General features: G+C 73.2%; 13 protein-coding genes and 2 tRNA genes. 5 read left to right on the top strand and 10 right to left on the bottom strand.

The annotated features are described in order from the left end of the window. Positions 1-48 precede the first annotated feature (48 nt). Positions 49-1,038 (top strand): hypothetical protein, encoded by a 990-nt coding sequence (locus STTU_RS10915; RefSeq protein ID WP_007822704.1) that lies wholly within the window; start codon positions 49-51, stop codon positions 1,036-1,038. Positions 1,039-1,092: 54 nt separating this feature from the next. On the opposite strand, the gene STTU_RS10910 is transcribed toward STTU_RS10915, so the two are convergent. Next, positions 1,093-5,553 (bottom strand): FtsK/SpoIIIE domain-containing protein, encoded by a 4,461-nt coding sequence (locus STTU_RS10910; protein WP_043254806.1) that lies wholly within the window; start codon positions 5,551-5,553, stop codon positions 1,093-1,095. A 357-nt stretch (positions 5,554-5,910) separates the two neighbouring features. Between STTU_RS10910 and STTU_RS10905 the strand changes: the two genes are divergently transcribed. Both STTU_RS10905 and STTU_RS10900 read left to right on the top strand, forming a co-directional pair. Further along, positions 5,911-6,465, top strand: a complete 555-nt coding sequence (locus tag STTU_RS10905) for a hypothetical protein (RefSeq protein WP_007822692.1) — start codon at positions 5,911-5,913, stop codon at positions 6,463-6,465. Positions 6,466-6,614: 149 nt separating this feature from the next. Next, positions 6,615-7,643 (top strand): glycoside hydrolase family 6 protein, encoded by a 1,029-nt coding sequence (locus tag STTU_RS10900; protein ID WP_199785012.1) that lies wholly within the window; start codon positions 6,615-6,617, stop codon positions 7,641-7,643. A 60-nt stretch (positions 7,644-7,703) separates the two neighbouring features. On the opposite strand, the gene STTU_RS10895 is transcribed toward STTU_RS10900, so the two are convergent. The 3 genes from STTU_RS10895 to STTU_RS10885 all read right to left on the bottom strand — a co-directional run bounded on the left by STTU_RS10895 (position 7,704) and on the right by STTU_RS10885 (position 12,206). Next, on the bottom strand, positions 7,704-9,641 hold the full coding sequence (locus STTU_RS10895; protein ID WP_043254805.1) for a kelch motif-containing protein: 1,938 nt from the start codon (positions 9,639-9,641) through the stop codon (positions 7,704-7,706). Further along, on the bottom strand, positions 9,638-11,623 hold the full coding sequence (locus STTU_RS10890) for a glycosyltransferase family 2 protein (RefSeq protein WP_043254803.1): 1,986 nt from the start codon (positions 11,621-11,623) through the stop codon (positions 9,638-9,640). Before STTU_RS10890 ends, STTU_RS10895 begins: the two co-directional genes overlap by 4 nt. A 509-nt stretch (positions 11,624-12,132) precedes the next feature. Continuing rightward, positions 12,133-12,206 (bottom strand) — tRNA-Lys (locus STTU_RS10885). Positions 12,207-12,387: 181 nt separating this feature from the next. On the opposite strand from STTU_RS10885, the gene STTU_RS36180 reads away from it, so the two are divergent. Both STTU_RS36180 and STTU_RS10875 read left to right on the top strand, forming a co-directional pair. Continuing rightward, positions 12,388-13,746 carry a peptidoglycan-binding protein gene (locus STTU_RS36180; RefSeq protein ID WP_007822681.1) on the top strand — a complete coding sequence of 453 codons (1,359 nt, stop codon included), beginning with the start codon at positions 12,388-12,390 and terminating at the stop codon, positions 13,744-13,746. Then, the gene (locus STTU_RS10875) at positions 13,743-14,540 is read left to right on the top strand and encodes a hypothetical protein (protein ID WP_234019209.1); all 798 of its coding nucleotides are present in this window, start codon (positions 13,743-13,745) and stop codon (positions 14,538-14,540) included. Before STTU_RS36180 ends, STTU_RS10875 begins: the two co-directional genes overlap by 4 nt. 192 nt (positions 14,541-14,732) lie before the next feature. On the opposite strand, the gene STTU_RS10870 is transcribed toward STTU_RS10875, so the two are convergent. The 6 genes from STTU_RS10870 to ehuB all read right to left on the bottom strand — a co-directional run bounded on the left by STTU_RS10870 (position 14,733) and on the right by ehuB (position 19,146). Further along, positions 14,733-14,806, bottom strand: a tRNA-Lys gene (locus tag STTU_RS10870). Between the two features lie 108 nt (positions 14,807-14,914). Beyond that, positions 14,915-15,637 (bottom strand): IclR family transcriptional regulator domain-containing protein, encoded by a 723-nt coding sequence (locus STTU_RS10865; RefSeq protein ID WP_007822671.1) that lies wholly within the window; start codon positions 15,635-15,637, stop codon positions 14,915-14,917. A gap of 260 nt (positions 15,638-15,897) precedes the next feature. After that, positions 15,898-16,809 carry an ectoine/hydroxyectoine ABC transporter ATP-binding protein EhuA gene (ehuA, locus tag STTU_RS10860; RefSeq protein WP_043254802.1) on the bottom strand — a complete coding sequence of 304 codons (912 nt, stop codon included), beginning with the start codon at positions 16,807-16,809 and terminating at the stop codon, positions 15,898-15,900. Next, on the bottom strand, positions 16,799-17,440 hold the full coding sequence (ehuD, locus tag STTU_RS10855) for an ectoine/hydroxyectoine ABC transporter permease subunit EhuD (protein WP_043254800.1): 642 nt from the start codon (positions 17,438-17,440) through the stop codon (positions 16,799-16,801). Before ehuD ends, ehuA begins: the two co-directional genes overlap by 11 nt. Continuing rightward, on the bottom strand, positions 17,437-18,174 hold the full coding sequence (gene ehuC, locus STTU_RS10850; protein ID WP_007822668.1) for an ectoine/hydroxyectoine ABC transporter permease subunit EhuC: 738 nt from the start codon (positions 18,172-18,174) through the stop codon (positions 17,437-17,439). The genes ehuD and ehuC overlap by 4 nt, the downstream gene beginning before the upstream one ends. A 69-nt stretch (positions 18,175-18,243) precedes the next feature. Then, positions 18,244-19,146 (bottom strand): ectoine/hydroxyectoine ABC transporter substrate-binding protein EhuB, encoded by a 903-nt coding sequence (ehuB, locus tag STTU_RS10845; RefSeq protein WP_007822667.1) that lies wholly within the window; start codon positions 19,144-19,146, stop codon positions 18,244-18,246. Positions 19,147-19,282: the final 136 nt, after the last annotated feature.

Here is a 19,282-nt window from a genome sequence, read left to right as displayed (position 1 = left end):
GGTGTTGGGTGGGTCATGCCTCGTATTGCCTGAGAAAGAGGGGGACTTGTGCGCGGAGGTCGTCTGAACGCTGTGGTGCTCGCGGCGGTGGTCGCGCTCACCGCCGCGGCCTGCGGAGGGGACGGGGACGGCGCCGAGGGGGCGAGGCCGAGCGCTTCCTCCGGGGTGCTCCCGCTGCGCATCGACACCGAGGCGTACCCGGGGACGAGGGACACCACGGTACGGATCGGGCTCAGCGCCCTGCGGAAGGGCGCCCCGGGCGCGACACGCTTCGACGTGACGCTCACGCCGGGCAAGCAGCCCCCGGGCGCGGCCGAGGCGTGGAAGCTCGCCGTCACGGACGGGCACGAGGAGCACGCCGTACCGGTGAAACTCGTCCCGGGCGCCGAGCCGGGGCAGGTGCGGGGCACCCTGTCGCGGAACATCGTCGACTTCCCCGCGCCGTTCGCGCTCCGTCTCACGACGCCGTCCGAGCGCGTCGTCGGCCAGAGCGTCGAGGTCGGTCTCGTGGCCCGTGCGGGGGGCGAGGTCATCGGGCGCGAGAAGGAGACCGTCACGTACCCGGCCGTCGAGGTCCGGCCGCCCGGCGGCGGTACTCCCCTCGGCGGGACGGGCGCCTGGACCGAGTACGCCTTCACCGTCCGCAACCTGACCCGGAAGGCGCTCGACGGCTACTCCGCCCAGGTGCGCCTCACCTGCGAGCTGAACCTCGCCGACGCGCCCTGCGCCGCCGACGCCGAGGCGCAGGGCCGGGCGTGGGACGCCGTGCAGTGGCGCGGGCCGAAGGGCTGGACCGACGTCCTGACGGACGACACGTCGCAGCGGCGGGGTGCGGACGGCGACCACGGGTTCACGGGCCAGTTGTACGTGCGGGACCTGAGCCTTCCCCCGGGCGGCAGCCGCGAGGTACGCGTACGGGTCAAGCCCGGCACGGCGCTCTCGCGGGACAACCGGACGGGCGAGGTCGGGCTGACCCTGACGAAGCCGTACAGCGCCGAGCCCCCGGAGCACGGGGCCGTGGACGTGAAGCTGTCCTGAGCGGGGGCCGGGGGCCGGTGGTACTCGGCCGGGGCGCGCACTCCCGGCCCCCCGTCACTCCTCGCCCGGCAGCACCGCCTGCGCCGTGCGCAGTTCGCCGCCCAGGACGAAGAAGCCGCGCCCCGTGGGGCCACCACCGCTGCCCGAGGGCAGCCGGACGCCGAAGACCTCGCCGTCCTGCGCGCCCGAGGGCGAGAGGATCAGGCCGTTGCGGCTGCGCCTGGCCTGCACGACGAACCCCCGGTACTGCGAGGACAGCGTGTCCGCCGCACCCGCCGCGATGACCCCGATCCCGCCGTCCATGCCGTCCTTGACCAGCTCCTCCAACGCCTCGTCGAGCGGTGTGTCGTAGAGGAGTTCGGCGTCGTCGGCGAGGATCGCGTACGGGCCGCTCGCACTCTCCACGTACCCCTTCAGCTCGGCCTCCGACGCCGTCCCGTCGAGGACCGCGAGGACCCCGTCCCGCCCGTCGAGCGCGCGCAGCGGCGAGCGGCGCGGCGTGATGACGATCAGCTCGGTGCCCTGCCGCAGCAGCGCATGGGCCGCCGTCAGCAGCGTGCTGGACCGGCCCGAGCGGGGCGGCCCCGTGACCACGAAACCGGGCCCGTTGGCGTCCAGGTCCACGCCCATCGGCTCCAGCTCGTCCCCGCCCACGGCGAAGAGCGCCCACAGCGGCGACGGCGGCGTGAAGTCCGGTACGAGGTCCATCGCCGCGCCCGCCTCGATGCGCGAGGGCAGGATGTCCACGCGCAGCGGGCGCGGTGCGCGCCGCCTCGCCGGTGCGACGGCGCGCGCGAGCCGCTGCAACTCCGCGACCTGCGCCTGTCCCGTGCGGTCCGCCGCCAGCAGCGCGACCTGCGACTCGCGCACGCCCTCGTCCGTCGCGAGGAGGATGCGCCCCGGCTGCATCTCGCCGGGCACGTCCTTGGCGCGGATGCCGACGAGCCCGTAGTCGCCGTTGTCCGCGAGCCGCAGCACGAGTCGCTGACCGAAGATGGAGGACACATCGCCGGTGAGGCCGGTCCTGTCGGTCGTGAGGACGACCTTGATGCCGAGCGCCGGGCCCTCCCGGAACAGCCGCCGCGCCGCCTCGACGAGCCGCCCGTAGTCGTAGTTCTCGAAGGCCGTGCGGAACGCGTCCCAGCCGTCCACGAGGACGAGCATGACCGGCAGCCGCTCGCCCTCGGGCGCCGCCGCCCGCTGCTCGGCCGCGCTCGACTGCCCGCGCTCGGCGAGCAGCGTCTGCCGCCGCCCCAGCTCGGCGAGGAGCCGCCCGAGCAGCCGGTCCACGCGTCCCGTCTCGTCCCGCGTGACGACCGCGCCGCAGTGCGGCAGCGCGGCGAGCGGCAGCAGCGCGTTGGCACCGCAGTCGATCCCGTACATGTGCACGTCCTCGGGCGAACAGGTACGGGCGAGGGAGCCGGCGAGGGTGCGGAGCACCGTGGAGCGGCCCGAGCGCGGGCCGCCCGCGACCATGATCTGTTCGCCGTCGAGGAGGTCGAGAGCGAGGACCTCGCGGGCCTGCCGCGCGGGCAGGTCCGTGATGCCGAACGGCACCGGCGGCAACTCGCCCGGACCGAGCGCGGGGTGGTCCGTGTCCGGCAGTTCGGCGAGCGTGATCCGGTCCGGGATCGGCTCCAGCCACGGCTTGCGCGGCTCGGGGCAGCCGAGGAGCTTCGCGCCCTCCGCGATCGCGTCCACGAGCACCGCGAGATCGGTGACCATGGTGCCGTCGTCGGCGTCCCCGCCCCCGCCTCCCGGCAGCGCCCGCCCGTAGTCCCGCCAGTCGAGCAGCCGCACGGCGACCTCGGTGGCGGCGCCGCGGTCGCCCGGCCTGCGGCCCCCGATCCGCGCCGACTGCACGCCCGTGAGCGACTGCGAACCCGAGCGGACGTAGCAACGCCCCGGCGTGGACTTGGAGATGAGCGCCGACTCGGACGCCTCGATGACGTCCCTGGACTCCTCCGCGTTCGTCACGCGCAGCGCGATCCGCAGGTTCGTGTTGGCGCGGATGTCCTGGCTCACGACACCGGCCGGGCGCTGCGTGGCGAGCACCAGGTGCACCCCGAGCGAACGACCACGCCGCGCGATGTCCACCAACCCGGCGACGAAGTCCGGGAGTTCCGCGACGAGCGAGGCGAACTCGTCGATGACCAGCATGAGCCGCGGCATCGGCTCCAGGCCGGGGCGCAGCCGCCGCGCGTCGTTGTAGTCCTCGATGTCCTTCGTCGCGGCGGCGAAGAGGATCTCCTCGCGGTGCCGCAGCTCGGCCGCGAGCGAGTCGAGCGCGCGCTCGGTCAGGTGCGCGTCGAGGTCGCTCACCATGCCGACCGTGTGCGGCAGGCGCGCGCAGTCCTGGAAGGCGCTGCCGCCCTTGTAGTCGATGAGGACGAAATTGAGGCTGTCCGGTGTGTTGTTGAGCGCGAGCGAGGTGATCAGCGTCTGCAACAGCTCGGACTTGCCCGCGCCCGTCGTCCCCGCGATGAGCGCGTGCGGCCCGTCGCGCCGGATGTCGAGCACGAAAGGCCCGTCCGCGCCGACCCCGATGACGGCGGAGGTCGTGGACCCGCCGCGCTGCCACAGCGCGGCCACGTCCCGCCCCTGCGGATCGGGGAGCCCGACGAGGTCCAGGAGGCGGGCCGCCGTGGGCAGCGCCGCGTCCGCGTCGTCGCGGCTGATGTCCCGTACGGGCGCGAGCGCGCGCGCGACCCGCGCGCACCACGCCGTGCTCACCTGGTCGGCCAGCACCTCGCCCGCGGCCTCGTACCCGTACCCCAGCAGCCGTACCCGCGCGGACGGTTCGGCGGGCCAGCACACGGCCGTGCGGCACTCCTCGGGCAGGACCCGCTGGTCCTCGTCCACGCAGATCGCGTAGATGCCGACCGCGGGCCCCTCCTGGAGCAGCCGCGGCACCCCGGGGACGCGGCGCAGCAGCCGGGCGCCGTCCAGGACGAGCAGGATGTGCGCCTCGGGGCGCAGCGCGGCCTGCGAGACGGAGTTGCGCGCGGCCTCCTGGCGGCGGTCCAGCTCCGCCGTCACCTCGGAGACCCTGCGGCTCACCGTCTCGCCGTCCGTGCCGAGCAGCGCGACACAGCCCTGACCCTGGCGCGGCGCCGCGTGCGGCAGCCAGTGCGCCCACTCCCAGCGCTCGGCCGCGTCCTTCGCCGAGGAGAGCACGATGAGCGAGAGATCGCGCGGGGAGTGCAGGATGGCGGCCTGCGCGGCGAGCCAGCGCGCCGAGGCCACCGCGCGCTCGCGGTCGCCCGCGACCCCGACGACCCCCAGCTCGGTGAGCGGCAGCGTGAGCGGGACGCTCGCCACGACGGGCGGCTCGGGCTGCTTCTCGCCGCCCCCGTACCCGCCCTGGACGAGGTCGATCTCGGCGGGCAGGTCGGCGAGCCCGACCCGCAGGTGCAGCGCGTCCACGTCCGTGATCCGCCGCTCCCACAGCCGCCCGCGCGGCCCCGTCGCGAAGAGCAGGGCCTGCGCCGGGTCGGGGAAGCCCGCGCGGCGCCGCGCCTGGTCGCGGGCGCTCAGCTCGGCGAGCTTCTCCTCGTGCGCCGCGAGCGCCTCGCGGTACTCCTTCATCTCCGTGCGGCGCCGCTTCTTGCCGTGCCGCCGGTCGCTCCACCACTGCCCGAACATCAGCAGGGGGGACATGAGGCAGAACAGCAGCATGTAGGGCGACTTCATCATGAAGTACATGCCGAGGCCGAAGAAGAGCGGCAGGATCATGGAGAGGAGCTGGAGCCGCTGCCCCTCCGTCTTGCGGGGCTCCTCGGGGATGTCGAGCCGGGGCCTGGCGCGCGGCGAGATCAGGCGCGGCGGCCGGTTGTAGGCGAGGCCGCCCTCCCCGGTCGGGGTCAAGTGGGCGTCGGGCGGGCCGGGTTCGGCGAGCGCGAACACCGAGTCCCCGCAGGCAAGCAGCGCTTCGGGGGGCCAGGGACTCTCCTCGCCGACCTCCTCGCCGTCGAGCGTGAGCGTCACGCCGGGGGCCGGGGCGACGGTGACGGCGCCCGCGTGGTCGACGGTGAGGCGCGCGGCGAGCGCGGGCAGCGTGGGCTCCTCGATCCGTACGCTCGCCGCCGGGCCCGAGCCGAGGGTGCTCGCCCCGAGCGCGACGCGCGCCACGCGCCCCGCCGCCGGCCCACCGCACACCCGTACCTCAAAGCGCCCGCCGGGCTCCGTGTGCCCGACCCACGGGCCGATCGCGTCGTCCGTCGAGACGCGGACGCCGTCGCGCAGGAAGGGCCCGACCGGCTCCTCGGGCGCGCACCGCCGCCCGTCGACCCACAGACTCGGCGGCGCCTCGCGCAGCCGTGTGACCTGCGCGGGAAACCCGCCCGCAGGACCGCCGACCGACGCGCCCGGCAGCCCGGACGCCGCCATGCTCCCCTGCCGCGCGACGCGCCGCAGCGCCACGGCGACCTCGGCGGCCGTCGTCCGCTGGTCCACGGTGACCACCGCGTCCTGCCCCGGCGTGCCCTCCTCGACGAGCGTCATCCGTACGCGCATCCGTACCGTCTCCCCCTGCTGGCCTCGCTCGCGCCGCGCTCCCACTCGAACTTCCGTGCGCGGTACGGAAATCATGCCGCATCCGGGATCGGAGGGGGGTGGGCGGCCCGTGAGCGGGCGGGGGAGGACCGGGGCAGAGGGGGCTACGAGGCGGGTGGTACGGGGGTGCGGAGCGGCCCGCGACGGGAGAGGGAGCCGTGCGACCGGATGGGCGCTCACCCCTCCGCGCGGCAAACGCGCGTACCACCCCTCACCCTTCGCGCATACGTTCCTTCACCCGGCCGGGGGAACGCCACGCGCGCAGCGGATGCGCCGCGCGGACCGGGGCAGCACCCTCCTGAGTGAGGGAGGTTCACCATGGGTTCGCCACACGTCACGCTGTGTGCCGCGACGGCGCTGCTCGCGGCCGTGCTCGGCCCGCAGGGAGCCGCGCTCGCGGCGAGTACGAGCGCGAGCGCCGCCCCGGAACGGCCGCTGGTACGCGCCGAGACGTGCCTGACCCGCCCCGCCACCCCGGACGCCGCGTCCGCCCCCACCCCGTACCCCTCCTGCCCGCCGCGCGACACGAACGGCCCGCGGCCCCCGCGCGCCGCCCGCCAGGCCCACGCCCCCGAGCCCGCGGGCCACGACGGCACCGGGTCCGCGGGCCACGACGCCACCGGGGTCACGGGACGCGACGCCTCGGACTCCGCACGCCACGACGCCACCGAGGCCACGGGACGCGCCGCCACGAACTCCGCACGCCACGACGCCACCGAGCCCACGGGACGCGCCGCCGCCGAGCGCGCCGCCGCGGTCCCCGTCGCCCGCGCTGCCGGTCCGAGCGCCGCGCAGGCGGTCGTGGGTCTCCTCCTCGCCGCGACCGCCGCCCTCGTCGTCGCCCTCGGGGTCCTGCGCCGGGGTCGCCGCTGAACCCGGCGGGCCCCGCCCGCCCCCGCTCGTTCCTCGCCGCCCTTTCCGGTCAACTCCCGCGCTTCCCGGGCGAATCGGGGCGGAGAGCCCGGTGGGGCATCCCGCTATGTCAGGATTGGAGCCTCACCGGTACACCCTAGGGGGAGTGGATGTACGGCAGTGACGCACGCGGGTGGCGCGGCGCCGTGGCGGGGGTGCTCCTGGCCTCGGCCGTGCTCGGGGGGTGCTCCTCGGGCGGCAGCGGTGGCGGCGACGATCCCGCACCGCACGACACCCGTGCGGCGGTGGGGCAGCGGCCCAAGGGCGACGACCCGTACTGGGTCAACCCGAGCGGCAAGGCGGCCACCGCGCTCGCCGGGTACCGCGCGGAGGGCAAGGAGGCCGAGGCCCGGCTCGTCGAGCGCATCGCGCGCGAGCCGGTCGGCCAGTGGCTCACCCCCGAGGGGGCCCAGGAGGAGGCGCGCGGCTTCACCGAGGCCGCCGCGCGCGCGGACCGCACCGCTCTCCTCGTCCTCTACAACATCCCGCACCGCGACTGCGGCCAGTACTCGGGCGGCGGCGCGGCGGACGGCGACGCGTACCGCGCCTGGATCGACAAGGTCGCGACCGGCATCGGTGACGGGCCCGCGACCGTCGTGCTCGAACCGGACGCCCTCCTGCACCTCGTGGACGGTTGCACCCCCGACGAGTTCCACGAGGAGCGGTACGACCTCCTCAAGGGCGCCATCGAGAAGCTCGCCGCGCTCCCGCACACCACTGTCTACCTCGACGCGGGCAATCCGGGCTGGCAGCGCCCCGAGGCGCTCGCGGAACCGCTCCGGCGCGCGGGGATCGACGCGGCGGACGGCTTCGCCGTCAACGTCTCCAACTTCGAGTCGACGGAGCGGAGCATCGCGTACGGCAAGGATCTGTCCCGCCTCGTCGGCGGCAAGCACTTCGTCGTCGACACGAGCCGCAACGGCAACGGGCCCGCCACGCAGGGCGATCCGGGCGAGCGGTGGTGCAACCCGCCGGGGCGGGCGCTCGGCGAGCCGCCGACGACGAGGACGGACGACCCGCTCGTGGACGCGTACCTGTGGGTGAAGCGGCCGGGGGAGTCGGACGGGACCTGCAAGGGCGGCCCCAAGGCGGGGGAGTGGTGGGGCGCTTACGCCCTGGGCCTCGCCAAGGGGCACTGACCACAGGTGAGCCGGGTCGGGTTCCCGCCGGAACCCGACCCAACTCACCCTCCCCTTAAGCTACTTCACTTCCACCCAGCTGGCCTTGCTCGGTGTCCCCCGCTCGTCCGTGACGAAGAGCATGTACCAGCCGCTGGGCACCAGATTCCTGTTCTCGGGGATCGTCACCTCGATGCCTCCCGCGCTCCGTCGCACGTCGAGCGCCACCGAGCGCTGGTCGACGTCCGTCACGTGCGTCGAGGCGCTCGGGCGGATGAGGCGCGCGGTGCGGATCGAGGCCGCCTGCTTGCTCGGGTACGTCGCCGTGCCGCCGCGCCCGACGGCGGCCGGGCCCTTGCCGAGGCTCGGCCGCGCACCGCGGTAGAGGTACGGCGGCGTGTAGATCTCCAGGCGCTGTTCGAAGGTGCCCGGCTTGCTGTTCGCCTTGTCCGCGTAGAGCGAGTCGGAGCCGAAGAAGAGCACGCGCCCGTCCGGCAGCAGGAGCGAGCCCGAGTGGTAGTTGCGGCCCACCTCGGGGTCGGCGACGCGGCGGAAGGTGTTCGTCCGCGTGTCGTACAGGCGGGCCTGGTGGATGTCGGAGGCGCCGCGCCCCCGGTAATCCTCGGAGCCCCCCGAGACGAGGACGCTGTCGTCGGGCAGGACCGAGGTCTGCGGGTAGCGGGTGCCCTTCTCCAGTGAAGGCCCGTCGTGGAAGCGGGGGTGGGGGTCCTTGAGGTCGATGAGGCGGGTCCTCCTGCTCGACTTCTCGGACTCGCCGACGCCCCCGCCGCCGATCACGAGGTACTTCTCGTCCTGCGCGGGCGGCAGCAGCACGGTGCCGGAGGTCTCCATGCGGTCGGGGTCGCTGAGCCCGCCCAGCTTGTCGAAGCGGTTCGACCCGAGGTCCCAGATCCCCGGCTCGCGCCCCTCGTCGGCGGGCCCGTACCCGGCATTGGAGCCCGAGTAGAAGAGGCGCCCGTCCTGGAGCAGGAAGACGGCGGGGTAGGTCGGGAACTGCCGCTCCTTCTTCGTGTACGCCCACGTACGGGTCCTCGGGTCGAAGACCTCGTTCTTGCCGGGGACGAGCTGGCCGATGTCGTCGAGCCCGGACAGGGAGAGGACCTTGCCGTCCGAGAGGGTCGTCAGCGTCGGGTACCAGCGGGCCTCGTGCATCGGGTCGACCTTGATGTACTTCTCGGCGACCGGGTCGAACTCGAAGGCGTCGTCGATGCCCTGGAAGTCCTTCTTGTCGAGCGCGAGCTTCTCGGCGATCCCGTACACGTTGCGCCGGTCGTCGCCCTTGAGCCCTTCGACGCGGTAGTTGTCCTGCGAGCCCGTCTCGTACTTCCGGCCCTCCTTCTCCGCCTCGACGTAGATGCGGTCGAGGCCGGGCTCGGTGCGCAGGAACTTCCCGGTCTTCTTGTCGAAGACCTTCTTCGCGCGCTCGACGACGGCGGGGTCCTTCGCGACGAAGGTCTTGCCGGACTCCTTGCCGACGAACTTCGTGCCCGTCCTGATCGTCTTCGGCGCGTCCGGGTCCTCGTTGTGGACGATCATGAGACCGCCGGCCTTCTTCACGTCGCCCTTGAGCTTCTCGTACCGCTTCGTGCCGCCCGCGACGAGGAGGTTGCCGTTGGCGAGCTGGGTGTGCCCGGTGCAGAAGAGGTCGTCGGGGGTCGGGACCTTCTTGACGGTGTTGGTCTCCGGGTCCCAGATCCGCGTGTCGTACTTCTTCGCGTCGAAGTTGTCCTGGTTGTTCCCCGAACCGGCGATGAGCAGCACCTTGCCGGTGCGCAGGAGCGCGGCGTGGATCGTGTTCTGCCGGTACTCCTTCGGGAAGTCCAGGACGTCCCAGTGCCCGTTCCGCTCCTTGTAGCGGGGCCGGTTGATCTTGTAGTGGTGGTACCGCTCGGAGCCGAAGCGGTACATCGCGGGCGCGTTCATCCCCGCGATCGCGACCACGACGACGGCCCCGACCCCGACCCGGCGCATCCGGCGCAGCTTGGCGCGGTCCGTCATCCCTCACGCCCCCCGATCCGCACGGTCTCGCCGTCGTCGTCCACGACGGCCCACGAGGGCCGCGGATCGCGCGCGGAGCCCCGTGGCTGCCCGGGGACGGCGGCGGGCGGGGCGAGGGCGGTGGGCGGTGGCGGGGGTACGGGCGCGGGGGCGCCCTTCTCGCCTACGGCGCCCGCGCCCCGTCCCGCCGCTTCCTCCGCCCCTGCCACGTCCTCCGCCCCCTCGTGCCGCAGCGACCACCGCCACAGCAGGATCGGCGCCGCCGTGATGAGCAGTGCGAGGGAGGCCCAGACGATCATCGCCGGGTGGTGGTGGCCGAGCGCGAACGAGGCGCCGAGCGAGCCACCGAAGACCGCGAGGAAGAAGAGGTGGACGCGGAAGGTCCCGAAGAGCGTGTCCGGGCTCGCCGAGTCGCCCTTCGGCGTCACGACGAAGCGGCTCTTGCGGCGCAGCGCCGCGTCCATGAGTGAACGCGCGTACAGCGGCGCCGACATGGCGGACATCGCCATGCCCGCGACCCCGCCGGAGCCCTCGGGCTCGTGCGGCGAGACGTTGTGCCGCCGGTTCCAGATGTACAGGCCGATCTGGAGCGCGGACGCGTTGCCGTAGAGCATGAGCCACACCGAGGGGTCGATGTTCACGCCCGAGGCGCCGAGGCCGAGGAAGAGGGCGCAGGACAGCGCCGCGAGAATCCAGTTGAGCGCGGACATCGGGTAGAAGATGACCATCATCGTGTAGTTGAAGAAGCGCCCGAACGGCAGTGTGAACGGGGCCTTCCAGAACTGCTTGAGCAGCGTCTCGTACGTCCCGCGCGACCACCGGAGCTGCTGCGTGAAGAAGTCCGTCCAGGCGGCCGGGCCCTCGCCGACCGCGAGCACGTCGGGGGTGTAGACCGACTTCCACTTGCGGCCCGTGCGCGGGTTGCGGGCGCGGTGCATCTCGAAGCCCGTCGCCATGTCCTCGGTGATCGAGTCGTACAGGCCGCCGATCTGGCGCAGCGCCGCGATCCGTACGGCGTTGGACGTGCCGACGAACATGGGGGCGCCGTAGGCGTTGCCCGCGCGCTGGATGAGCGCGTGGAAGAGGAACTGCTGCGATTCGGCGGCCTTGGTCACGAAGCTGTCGTAGTTGCCGTAGACCTGCGGGCCGATGACGAAGCCGACGTCCGGGTCGCGGAAGTAACCGAGCATCCGCTCCAGGTAGTTGGCGAGCGGGACGTGGTCGGTGTCGACGGAGGCGAAGTAGTCGTAGTCGTCGCCGTGCGCGTCGAGCCAGGCGTTGTAGTTGCCGTGCTTCGTCCTCGCGCGGTGCGGGCCCTTCGGCTGGTTCCAGCGCGCGACGCCCTTGCGCGAGAAGTGCTTCACGCCGAGCCGCGCGCACACCTCCCTGACCTCGGGGTCGTCCCCCTCGTCGAGGAGCCACACGTGCAGGACGCCCCGGTGCCTGATCCGCACGGCCGCCTCCAGCGTCCGCGTCACCATCTCCAGCGGCTCCTTGCCGGGCACGAAGGAGGTCAGGAAGGCGACGCGCGTCCCGGTCTCGGGGACGACGGGCACCGGGTCGCGGGCGACGAGGGTCGCGTGCGCGTTGGAGAGCACGTTGAGGCAGCGGAACAGCTCGATGAGCCCGATCGCGACGAGCATCACGACGTCGAGGACCGGCAGGAAGTCGTACGCGGGGTAGTCGCGTTCCGTCCAGTGCGCGGGCTGGAGCAGCCACACGAGCAGGCCGAGCGAGAGCACCGGCGCGGCGCACAGCAGCAGCGCGGCCCGCACCCGGTGCGTCTCCTGGCCGAGCAGGCTGCGGTAGCGGACGCGGTAGGGGCGGGACGGGTCGGGTTCGGTGAGCGGTCCGGCGAGCCGGCTGTAGTGCTCGTAGTCGTAGCGGGGCAGCGTGCCGCGCAGCCTGCGGAAGGTGCCCGTCCTGGTCTGCTCCACTCTGAGCTGGGTCGTGCGCGCCGGATCGTCGCCGGTCGGCGTCATGAGTCATTCCCCCCGCACGCGACCGCCGGGCCGCGTGGTCTCGTTCTTCCTCGCCCGCCGCGGCCCCCTCCGGCCGCCCCGCGGGCGCGTGCTGTCGTCGACCGGCTCGGCCGGGTGGGCTTGGCGGGCCGCTTTCGGCACGACAAAGGATGCTTTTTCCGGCGCGAAGGTTGCGCGATGCCCCTCCCGGCATGGCCCCCGTGCGTCCCGCGCCCCCCGCGACGACTCGAAAAGAGTTCTACGCCACCGGGCATGATCGCAAGGGCGAAACAATGTGTTTACCGTGCATATCCGCCAATCAGTACAACTGATCGGTTGACCGTCCGAACGGGTGTATGAGGGGCACGGGGTGTGGGGGATCGGAGCGCGGAAGGGGGTGGGGGTGCGCGCGGGGGCGTGCGGGGTGCCGGGGCGCGCCCGGTCGGTGCCGTGCGGGAGGTGGCGTGCGGGAGGTCCGCGTGGAGGTACGAGAAAGGCCCCCCGATCGCTCGGGGGGCCTTCTCTGTCGGTGCGCCGCCAGGGACTCGAACCCCGGACCCGCTGATTAAGAGTCAGCTGCTCTAACCAACTGAGCTAGCGGCGCCTGCTGACGTCGGGAACTTTACCCGATCCCCAAGGGTGCTCCCAAACCCCGGGGGGTGAGCGTCCGCACGCCCGTGACCGGGGGCGATGCGGCATTCGAGTCGTCAACATGCGGGTCCGCCAAGCCGTTGGGAAACTGACGTCTGTACAGATTTCGGCTGATTTGTCCCAGAGGGTGTGACGTGAATCTCATCGCCGGTCCCGTCTTCGAGGAGTTCCAGCCAGGCGCGGCCTGCCCGTGCCCCGGGTGCGCCGCCGAGCGCGCCCCCGCCGCACCCGCCGGCTCGCGGCGGCACCGCGGGCGTACGGGGGCGCCCGGCGTACGGGCCGTGCTCGCCGTCGCCGCCGCCGCGACCTCCGTGCTCGGGGCCGCCCCTCTCGCGCCCCCCGCCTTCGCGGCCCCGGAGCCGCCGGGGATCACGGCCCCGGAGAGCGCGCGGCGTGAGGCCGGGGGGACGCGGGACGGTGCGGCGGGTGCTCCGGCGTTCGGGCGGGGGGCGACCGGTCCTGCCGAGGCGCAGGCGCGGCGTGAGGCCGGGGGGACGCGGGACGGTGCGGCGGGTGCTCCGGCGTTCGGGCGGGGGGCGACCGGTCCTGCCGAGGCGCAGGCACGGCGTCACGCCGGTTTCGCGACGGCTCCGCGCGAGGCCCGGCAGGGCGGCGGGGCGACCGCCTCCCGTTCCGCCGCGCTCGTCCGTCCCGCCGCCGCGCCCCGCGAGCCCTCGGCCACTCAGGAGGGCGAACATCCCGGCGGCTACGCGGACCCGGACGACCCGTCCGAGGGCCCCCGGACCCCGCAGGGCAGCAGCGAGCCGCTGCACACGGGGAGCGACGGCGGAGCGGCCTCGCCCGGCACCGTCACGCGCGAGGAGATCATCGACCGGGCCCGTACCTGGCTCGCCGCGAAGGTCCCGTACAGCATGAGCGCGTACCGCTCGGACGGGTACCGGCAGGACTGCTCGGGCTTCGTGTCCATGGCCTGGGACCTGCGCTCCAACCAGTGGACGGGCTCCCTCGCCTCCTTCGGCGAGCGCATCACGAAGGACGAGCTCCAGCCCGGGGACATGCTCCTCTTCCACAACGCGCAGGACCCCGAGGACGGCTCGCACGTCACGCTCTTCGGCGGCTGGGCGGACGCGGCGCACACGAAGTACACGGCGTACGAGCAGACGCCGCCGCGCACGCGCAGCCGGACCACCCCGTACGCGTACTGGACGAACTCCTCGCGCTACATCCCCTACCGCCCGAAGAACCTCGCGAGCGGCAGCGCGGGACCGCAGTCGAGCGCCTTTCCCGGCGCCGCCGCCTTCGGCCCCGGCAAGGCGGGGGCGCACGTGACGCGGCTCGGCGAGATGCTCGTCGCGCGCGGCGCCGGCCGGTACTACCGGATCGGCCCCGGCCCGCGCTGGACCGAGGCCGACCGCCGCGCGACCGCCGCGTTCCAGCGCGCGCAGGGCTGGCGCGGCACCGGCGCCGACGGCATCCCGGGGCCGCGCACGTGGGCGTACCTCATGGGCGGCAAGGGCGGGGACGTGCGATGACGACGACACCGGCGGTACCGGCGGCGCGCGAGGACACGGCCCGCACCAGCCCCGAGCCGCGCCCCTCCGTGCCCGAGGAGCGGCCCGCGCGCACGCTCCCGGGCTGGGGCGCGGTCCTCGTCGCCGCGCTCGCGGGCGCGGTCGCGCTCGCCGCGCTCGTACGGGTCGCCGCGACGGGCTCCCGGCCCGCGACCGGGCTCGCGCTCGGCTGCGGACTGCTCGCGGTGTACGCGGTTGCCGGGGTGCAGCGGGTCCGCCCCGGCACGGCGCACGTGCTGACGCTCGCGGGGCGCTACCGGGGGACGGTACGGCGCGCGGGCCTCGTGTGGGCCGACCCGTTGCCGCGCCGCGTCCCCGTGGACCTCGCGCTGCGGCACTGGCGCGGCGGGCCCTTCGTGGTGGGCGAGGGCGAGCGGGTCTCGCTGCTCGTCGTGTGGCAGGTCGCCGCGCCCGCGCGCGCCGCCTTCGCGGTCGAGAACGCGGCGGACTACCTGTGCGACGCGGTCGAGGCGGCGGCCGGGGCGGTACGCGGCGAGTCGGCGCTCACCGCGCGGGTCGCCGCCGACGCGGCGGCCGTGGGCCTCAAGGTCCACACCGTCCGCCCCCTGCACACCGCACCGGCCCCGCACGTGGCCCTGCTGGACGCGGTGGAGCGGACGGTGACGGGGCTCACGGCACGGGGGCTGCTGGGGGACGACCCCTCGGAGCGGCGGGCCATGGTGCGGGCGCTGACGGTGGCCCTCACGGCGAAGAGCGAGCCGCCGAGGCCCGCGGGGCCGAGCGGCGCTGGCTGAGCCGAAGGGAGCGCGACGGTGTCGGGAGGCTCGTCGCGCGCAGGTCGTGAGGAACGGGCGACCGAGCACGTCGAGCCTCCCGGCACCGGCACCGGCGCTCCCGGAGGCGAAGCCGACGCGGAAGAAGAAGAGGCGAAGCCGACGCGTAAAGAGAGAAGCCCCCCGATCGCTCGGGGGGCTTCTCTCCGTCTGTGCGCCGCCAGGGACTCGAACCCCGGACCCGCTGATTAAGAGTCAGCTGCTCTAACCAACTGAGCTAGCGGCGCCTGCTGACTCGGAAATCATACCCAAGGTTTCGGGGTGCTGATGACCACGTCCCGAGCGGCCCCGCGCCACCGGCTCCGTCCCTGTACGCGGGCCCACTCCCGCCCGGCTCAGATGGTCAGCGAGAGCAGGACCGGCGTCGAGCCCCTGCTCAGCGCCGCGGCCGCCGCGTGGAGGCGGTGGGCGTGGCGGGCGGGCAGGGAGAGGGCGAGGCAGCCGACCGTGGGGCCCGTGCTCATCGGGACCGCCGCGCACACCGTGCCGACCGCGTACTCCTGCACGTCGAGCAGGGGCACGACGGGCGTCTGCGCCTCCAGCCTGCTGAAGAGGGCGCGGGTGTCGGTGATGGTGCGGGCGGTGAAGCGGGCGGGGCGGTGGCGCGAGAGGTGCTCGCGGCGGGCCTCGGGGCCGAGCTGGGAGAGGAGCGCCTTGCCGACCGCGCTCGCGTGGCCCGTGGACCGGAAGTCGACCCACTCGTGGACGCGCGGGGTCTCGGGGGCGTCGGCGACGCTCGTCACGGTGATCTCGCCGTCCACGTAGCGGCCCACGTACACGGCGGCGTTCACCTCGTCGCGCAGCCGGTCCAGGAGCCCCTGAAGGTGGCCGCGGATCGCGCACTCGCTGTTGAGCGAGGAGCCGCCGAGCAGCGAGAGCGACTCGCCCGTGACGTAGCCGCCGTCGTCGAGGCGGCACGCGTAGCCCTGGCCGCACAGCATCGCGAGGAGGGCGCCGAGCCGGTCCGTGTCGAGCCCGGTCTCGGCGGACAGCTCGGCGGTACGGGCGCCGCCCGCGCGGCGCGAGAGCGCTTCGAGCACCCGCAGGGCGTCCTGCACCGACTGCTGGGCGCGGGTCCTGGGCGGTACGGAGGTCGAAGGCACGGTGTCCCCCTGGCGGCGTGGTGGGCCGGTCGAAACCCGACTCCGGTCACGATAGTGCGGCGGGGGCGCGCGGGGGTGGTACTCGGGGGGATTGGGAGGCGGCGACGGTACGGACCGGGGCGGGCGTGGCCTGAGGATATAGCTGTGGCATATGCGCGGAAGGGGCCCCGCGGCCACAGGCCGCAAGACCCCTCCCAGGACGATCCCCGGAGGGATCAGAGCACCGCGCGCAGGAACTCCCGCGTCCGCTCCTCCCTCGGCTCGCCGAAGATCTGGGACGGCGGGCCCGATTCGACGATGCGGCCCGCGTCGAACATGAGGACGCGGTCGGAGATGTCGCGGGCGAAGCTCATCTCGTGCGTCACGCACAGGAGCGTGATGTCGGTCGTACGGGCGATGTCCCGCAGGACGTCGAGCACACCCGCCACCAGCTCCGGGTCCAGGGCCGAGGTGACCTCGTCCAGGAGCAGGATGTCCGGCTTCATCGCGAGCGCACGGGCGATCGCCACGCGCTGCTGCTGCCCGCCGGAGAGCTGCGTCGGGTGCGCGTCCGCCTTGTCGCCGAGCCCCACGAGGTCCAGCAGCTCGCGGGCGCGCGCCTCCGCCTCCGGCTTCGGCACGCCCAGCGCCGTGACGGGCGCCTCGGTGATGTTCCGCAGCACGTTCATGTTCGGGAAGAGGTTGAACTGCTGGAAGACCATGCCGATCTTCTTGCGCGCCTGGCGCTGGTACTTCTCGGACGCGGGCCTGAGCGAGCCGTCCGCCTTGCGCTCGTGGCTCAGCGGCTCCCCGCCGACCCACACCACGCCCTCGCTCACCTGCTCCAGGGTCATCAGGAGCCGCAGGATCGTCGTCTTGCCCGAGCCGGAGGGCCCGATGAGCGTGACGTGCTCGCCCTTGCGGACGGAGAAGTCGAGGTGGTCGAGGACGGTGTTGTCGCCGAAGCGCTTGACGACCTTGTCGAAACGGATCAGCTCGGCACTGCCGGGCTTCGCGTCCTCGACGGGCCCGGTGGCGGCCTTGTCGAGCGGGCCCGGTGCGACGCGCGGGGCGGGAACCCCCTGCCCGTCGGCCGGCCCGGCGGGTGTCGGCTGCTTGTCGGTCGGCTGCGCGGGTTCAGTGGCCAAGGCGGTTCTCCAGCTTTCTCATCAGCAGCGACGTCGGGTAGCTCGCCACCAGGAAGATCAGTCCCGCGAGGGTGAAGACCTCCGCGTAGACGAAGTGTGCCGAGGCGTACTCCCGGGCCTCGTACACCATCTCGCCGACGGTGATCGCGGCGAGCAGCGGCGTCTCCTTGAACATGGCGATCGCGTAATTGCCGAGCGCCGGGAGGACGTTGCGGACGGCCTGCGGCAGGATCACGGCCCGCCAGGTGCGACCGGGCGACAGCGAGAGCGCGCGGGCGGCCTCCCACTGTCCCTTCGGCACCGCGTCGATGCCCGCGCGATACGCCTCGCTCATGTACGTGCTGTAGTGCACGCCGAGTACGACGATGCCGATCGTGAGCGCACTCACCGTGTTGAAGAGGGCGAAGGCGCCGACGAGCTGGACGAGCAGCGGGGTCGAGCGGATGAACTCGGCGACGGCCCGCACCGGGACACGGAGCCAGGCAGGGCCCCGCGTCGCCATGGCGACGAGCAGTCCGAGGACGGCCGCGAGCAGCGAGCCGAGCACGGTGGCCAGCAGAGTGATCCAGAAGCCGTCGAGCAGGGTCGGGAAGACGTCCCCCCAGACGTCCCACTTCCATTCCTGGTTCACGCGGCACCCCCGGTGGACGTGACGGCCGGCTCGGCGCTGCGGGCGCGGAAGAGGCCCTTCGTCGGCTCACGCTGCCCCAGCCGCGCCTTCGCGGCGCGCTCCAGCGCGTTCATGACGAGCGTCAGCACGTAGGCGAAGACGAAGTAGAGGACGAGCAGCGTGACGTACGCGGGGACCGTCGCCCCGGTGCGGTCCCGCATCGACTGCACGACCTGGGTCAGGTCGGCGGCCGAGATGAGCCACAGCAGCGGCGTCGCCTTGAGCAGCATGATCAGCAGGGAGGTCAGGGACGGGATCATCTGCACCCACGCCTGCGGCAGGATGACCCGCCGCATCCGCTGGAAGGGGCTCAGGTTGAGCGCGACCGCGGCCTCGAACTGCGCGCGCGGCACCGCGTTGAGGGCGCCGCGCACCACCTCGGAGCCGTAGGCGCCGTAGTTGATGCCGAAGGCGACGACCCCGCAGAAGAGCGCGTTGAGTTCGTAGCCGGTGAGCGGCGGCAGCGCGTAGTACAGCCAGAACAACTGGATGTACAACGAGGTGCCGCGGAAGAACTCCACGATCACCCGCGAAATGGTGCGTACGACCGCGAACCTGCTGCGCCCCATGAAGCCGAAGGCGAACGAGAGCACGAACGCGAGGAGTGCCCCGTAGACGGTGGCCTGCACCGTCACCCACAGTCCCGAGCCGACCTGGTCGAAGTGGTCGAAGAAGTACGAGAAGAAGTCACCCATGGATCAGGGCCTTTGTCCGGGCCGGGCGCCGCCGCTCCTGGGCGGCGCACGGGGTCGGTGCGCGGAAGCTCACGCCTTGCACAGCGTCGCCGTCCGCAGGTTCGCCGGGGGCACCTCGCTCGCGCCGAAGCCGTAGGGCTTGAGCAGCCGCACGAACTCCGCCTCGTCCGAAGTGATCTTCTTCAGCTCCTTGTTGAACGCGTCGCGCAGCTCCTCGCTGCCCTTGCGGAAGACCGCGCCGCCCGGCGAGTACTGCTTCTTGCCGTCGAGTTCGGGCACGAAGGGCGCGACAACCTCCAGGCCGGGGTTGTTCTTGACGAGCCAGCGCAGCGAGATCCCGGTGAGGACGAAGGCGTCCACGCGGCCGGTCTTCACCGCGTCCGCGCCGTCCTGCTGCTTCTGGAGCGACTTGATCTTGCCGCCGGATATGCCCGCGCCCTCCACGTAACTCTTCTCCACCGCGCCGGACATGACGCCGAGCGTCGCCCCGGACGCCTTCGCGGACGCGAGGTCGGTGAGCTTCTTCGGGTTGCCCTTCTTGACGAGCATCGCGGTCGGCGAGATGAACTCGGGCTCGGAGAACAGGGCGTTCTCGCAGCGCTCCGGGGTGATCGCCATGCCCGCGCTGATCACGTCGTACTTGCCCGCTTGGAGCCCGGGGATCAGCCCGTCGAACTCCGTGAACGTGGGCCGCAGTTCGGGAACGCCGAGGGCCTTGAAGATCGCGGCGTGCAGCGTCGGGGCCTCGCCCTTGAGCTTGCCGTCCTCCTTGTACCCGTACGGCGCCTCGTTGGCGTACGCGACCTTCACGTATCCCTGCTTCTTGAGCTTGGCGAGGCCCGTCTCGCCCCCCGAGCCGCCCGCGTCCGTCTTGCTGCACGCGGCGAGGAAACCGGACACCGTCAGGGCGCCTCCGACCGCCGCCGTGCGGGTCAGGAAGCCCCGGCGGGACAGATGAGGGAACTCGGCCATGGTGTGTTACCTCCGCGTCGTACAGCGCATGGATACAGCGCATGGATACGAGGGGGTCGCCTTCCCGAGCGGCCAGAACTATGCGGAAGCCCTGACGGCTGTGATGCGATGGTGGCCTGAGGGTGACCTTCCTGTT

This window comes from Streptomyces sp. Tu6071 (assembly GCF_000213055.1).
GTDB classification, from domain to species: Bacteria; Actinomycetota; Actinomycetes; order Streptomycetales; family Streptomycetaceae; genus Streptomyces; species Streptomyces evansiae.
The sequence above is the reverse complement of the archived record's forward strand: the minus strand, read 5'-3'. Positions and strand labels throughout refer to the sequence as shown.

Bases quoted from the DNA above. Each gene is read 5' to 3' on its own strand.
- STTU_RS10910 (WP_043254806.1), bottom strand. From the start codon at position 5,553: ATGCGCGTACGGATGACGCTCGTCGAGGAGGGCACGCCGGGGCAGGAC.
- STTU_RS10905 (WP_007822692.1), top strand. From the start codon at position 5,911: ATGGGTTCGCCACACGTCACGCTGTGTGCCGCGACGGCGCTGCTCGCG.
- STTU_RS10900 (WP_199785012.1), top strand. From the start codon at position 6,615: ATGTACGGCAGTGACGCACGCGGGTGGCGCGGCGCCGTGGCGGGGGTG.
- STTU_RS10895 (WP_043254805.1), bottom strand. From the start codon at position 9,641: ATGACGGACCGCGCCAAGCTGCGCCGGATGCGCCGGGTCGGGGTCGGG.
- STTU_RS10890 (WP_043254803.1), bottom strand. From the start codon at position 11,623: ATGACGCCGACCGGCGACGATCCGGCGCGCACGACCCAGCTCAGAGTG.
- STTU_RS10875 (WP_234019209.1), top strand. From the start codon at position 13,743: ATGACGACGACACCGGCGGTACCGGCGGCGCGCGAGGACACGGCCCGC.
- ehuC (WP_007822668.1), bottom strand. From the start codon at position 18,174: ATGGGTGACTTCTTCTCGTACTTCTTCGACCACTTCGACCAGGTCGGC.
- ehuB (WP_007822667.1), bottom strand. From the start codon at position 19,146: ATGGCCGAGTTCCCTCATCTGTCCCGCCGGGGCTTCCTGACCCGCACG.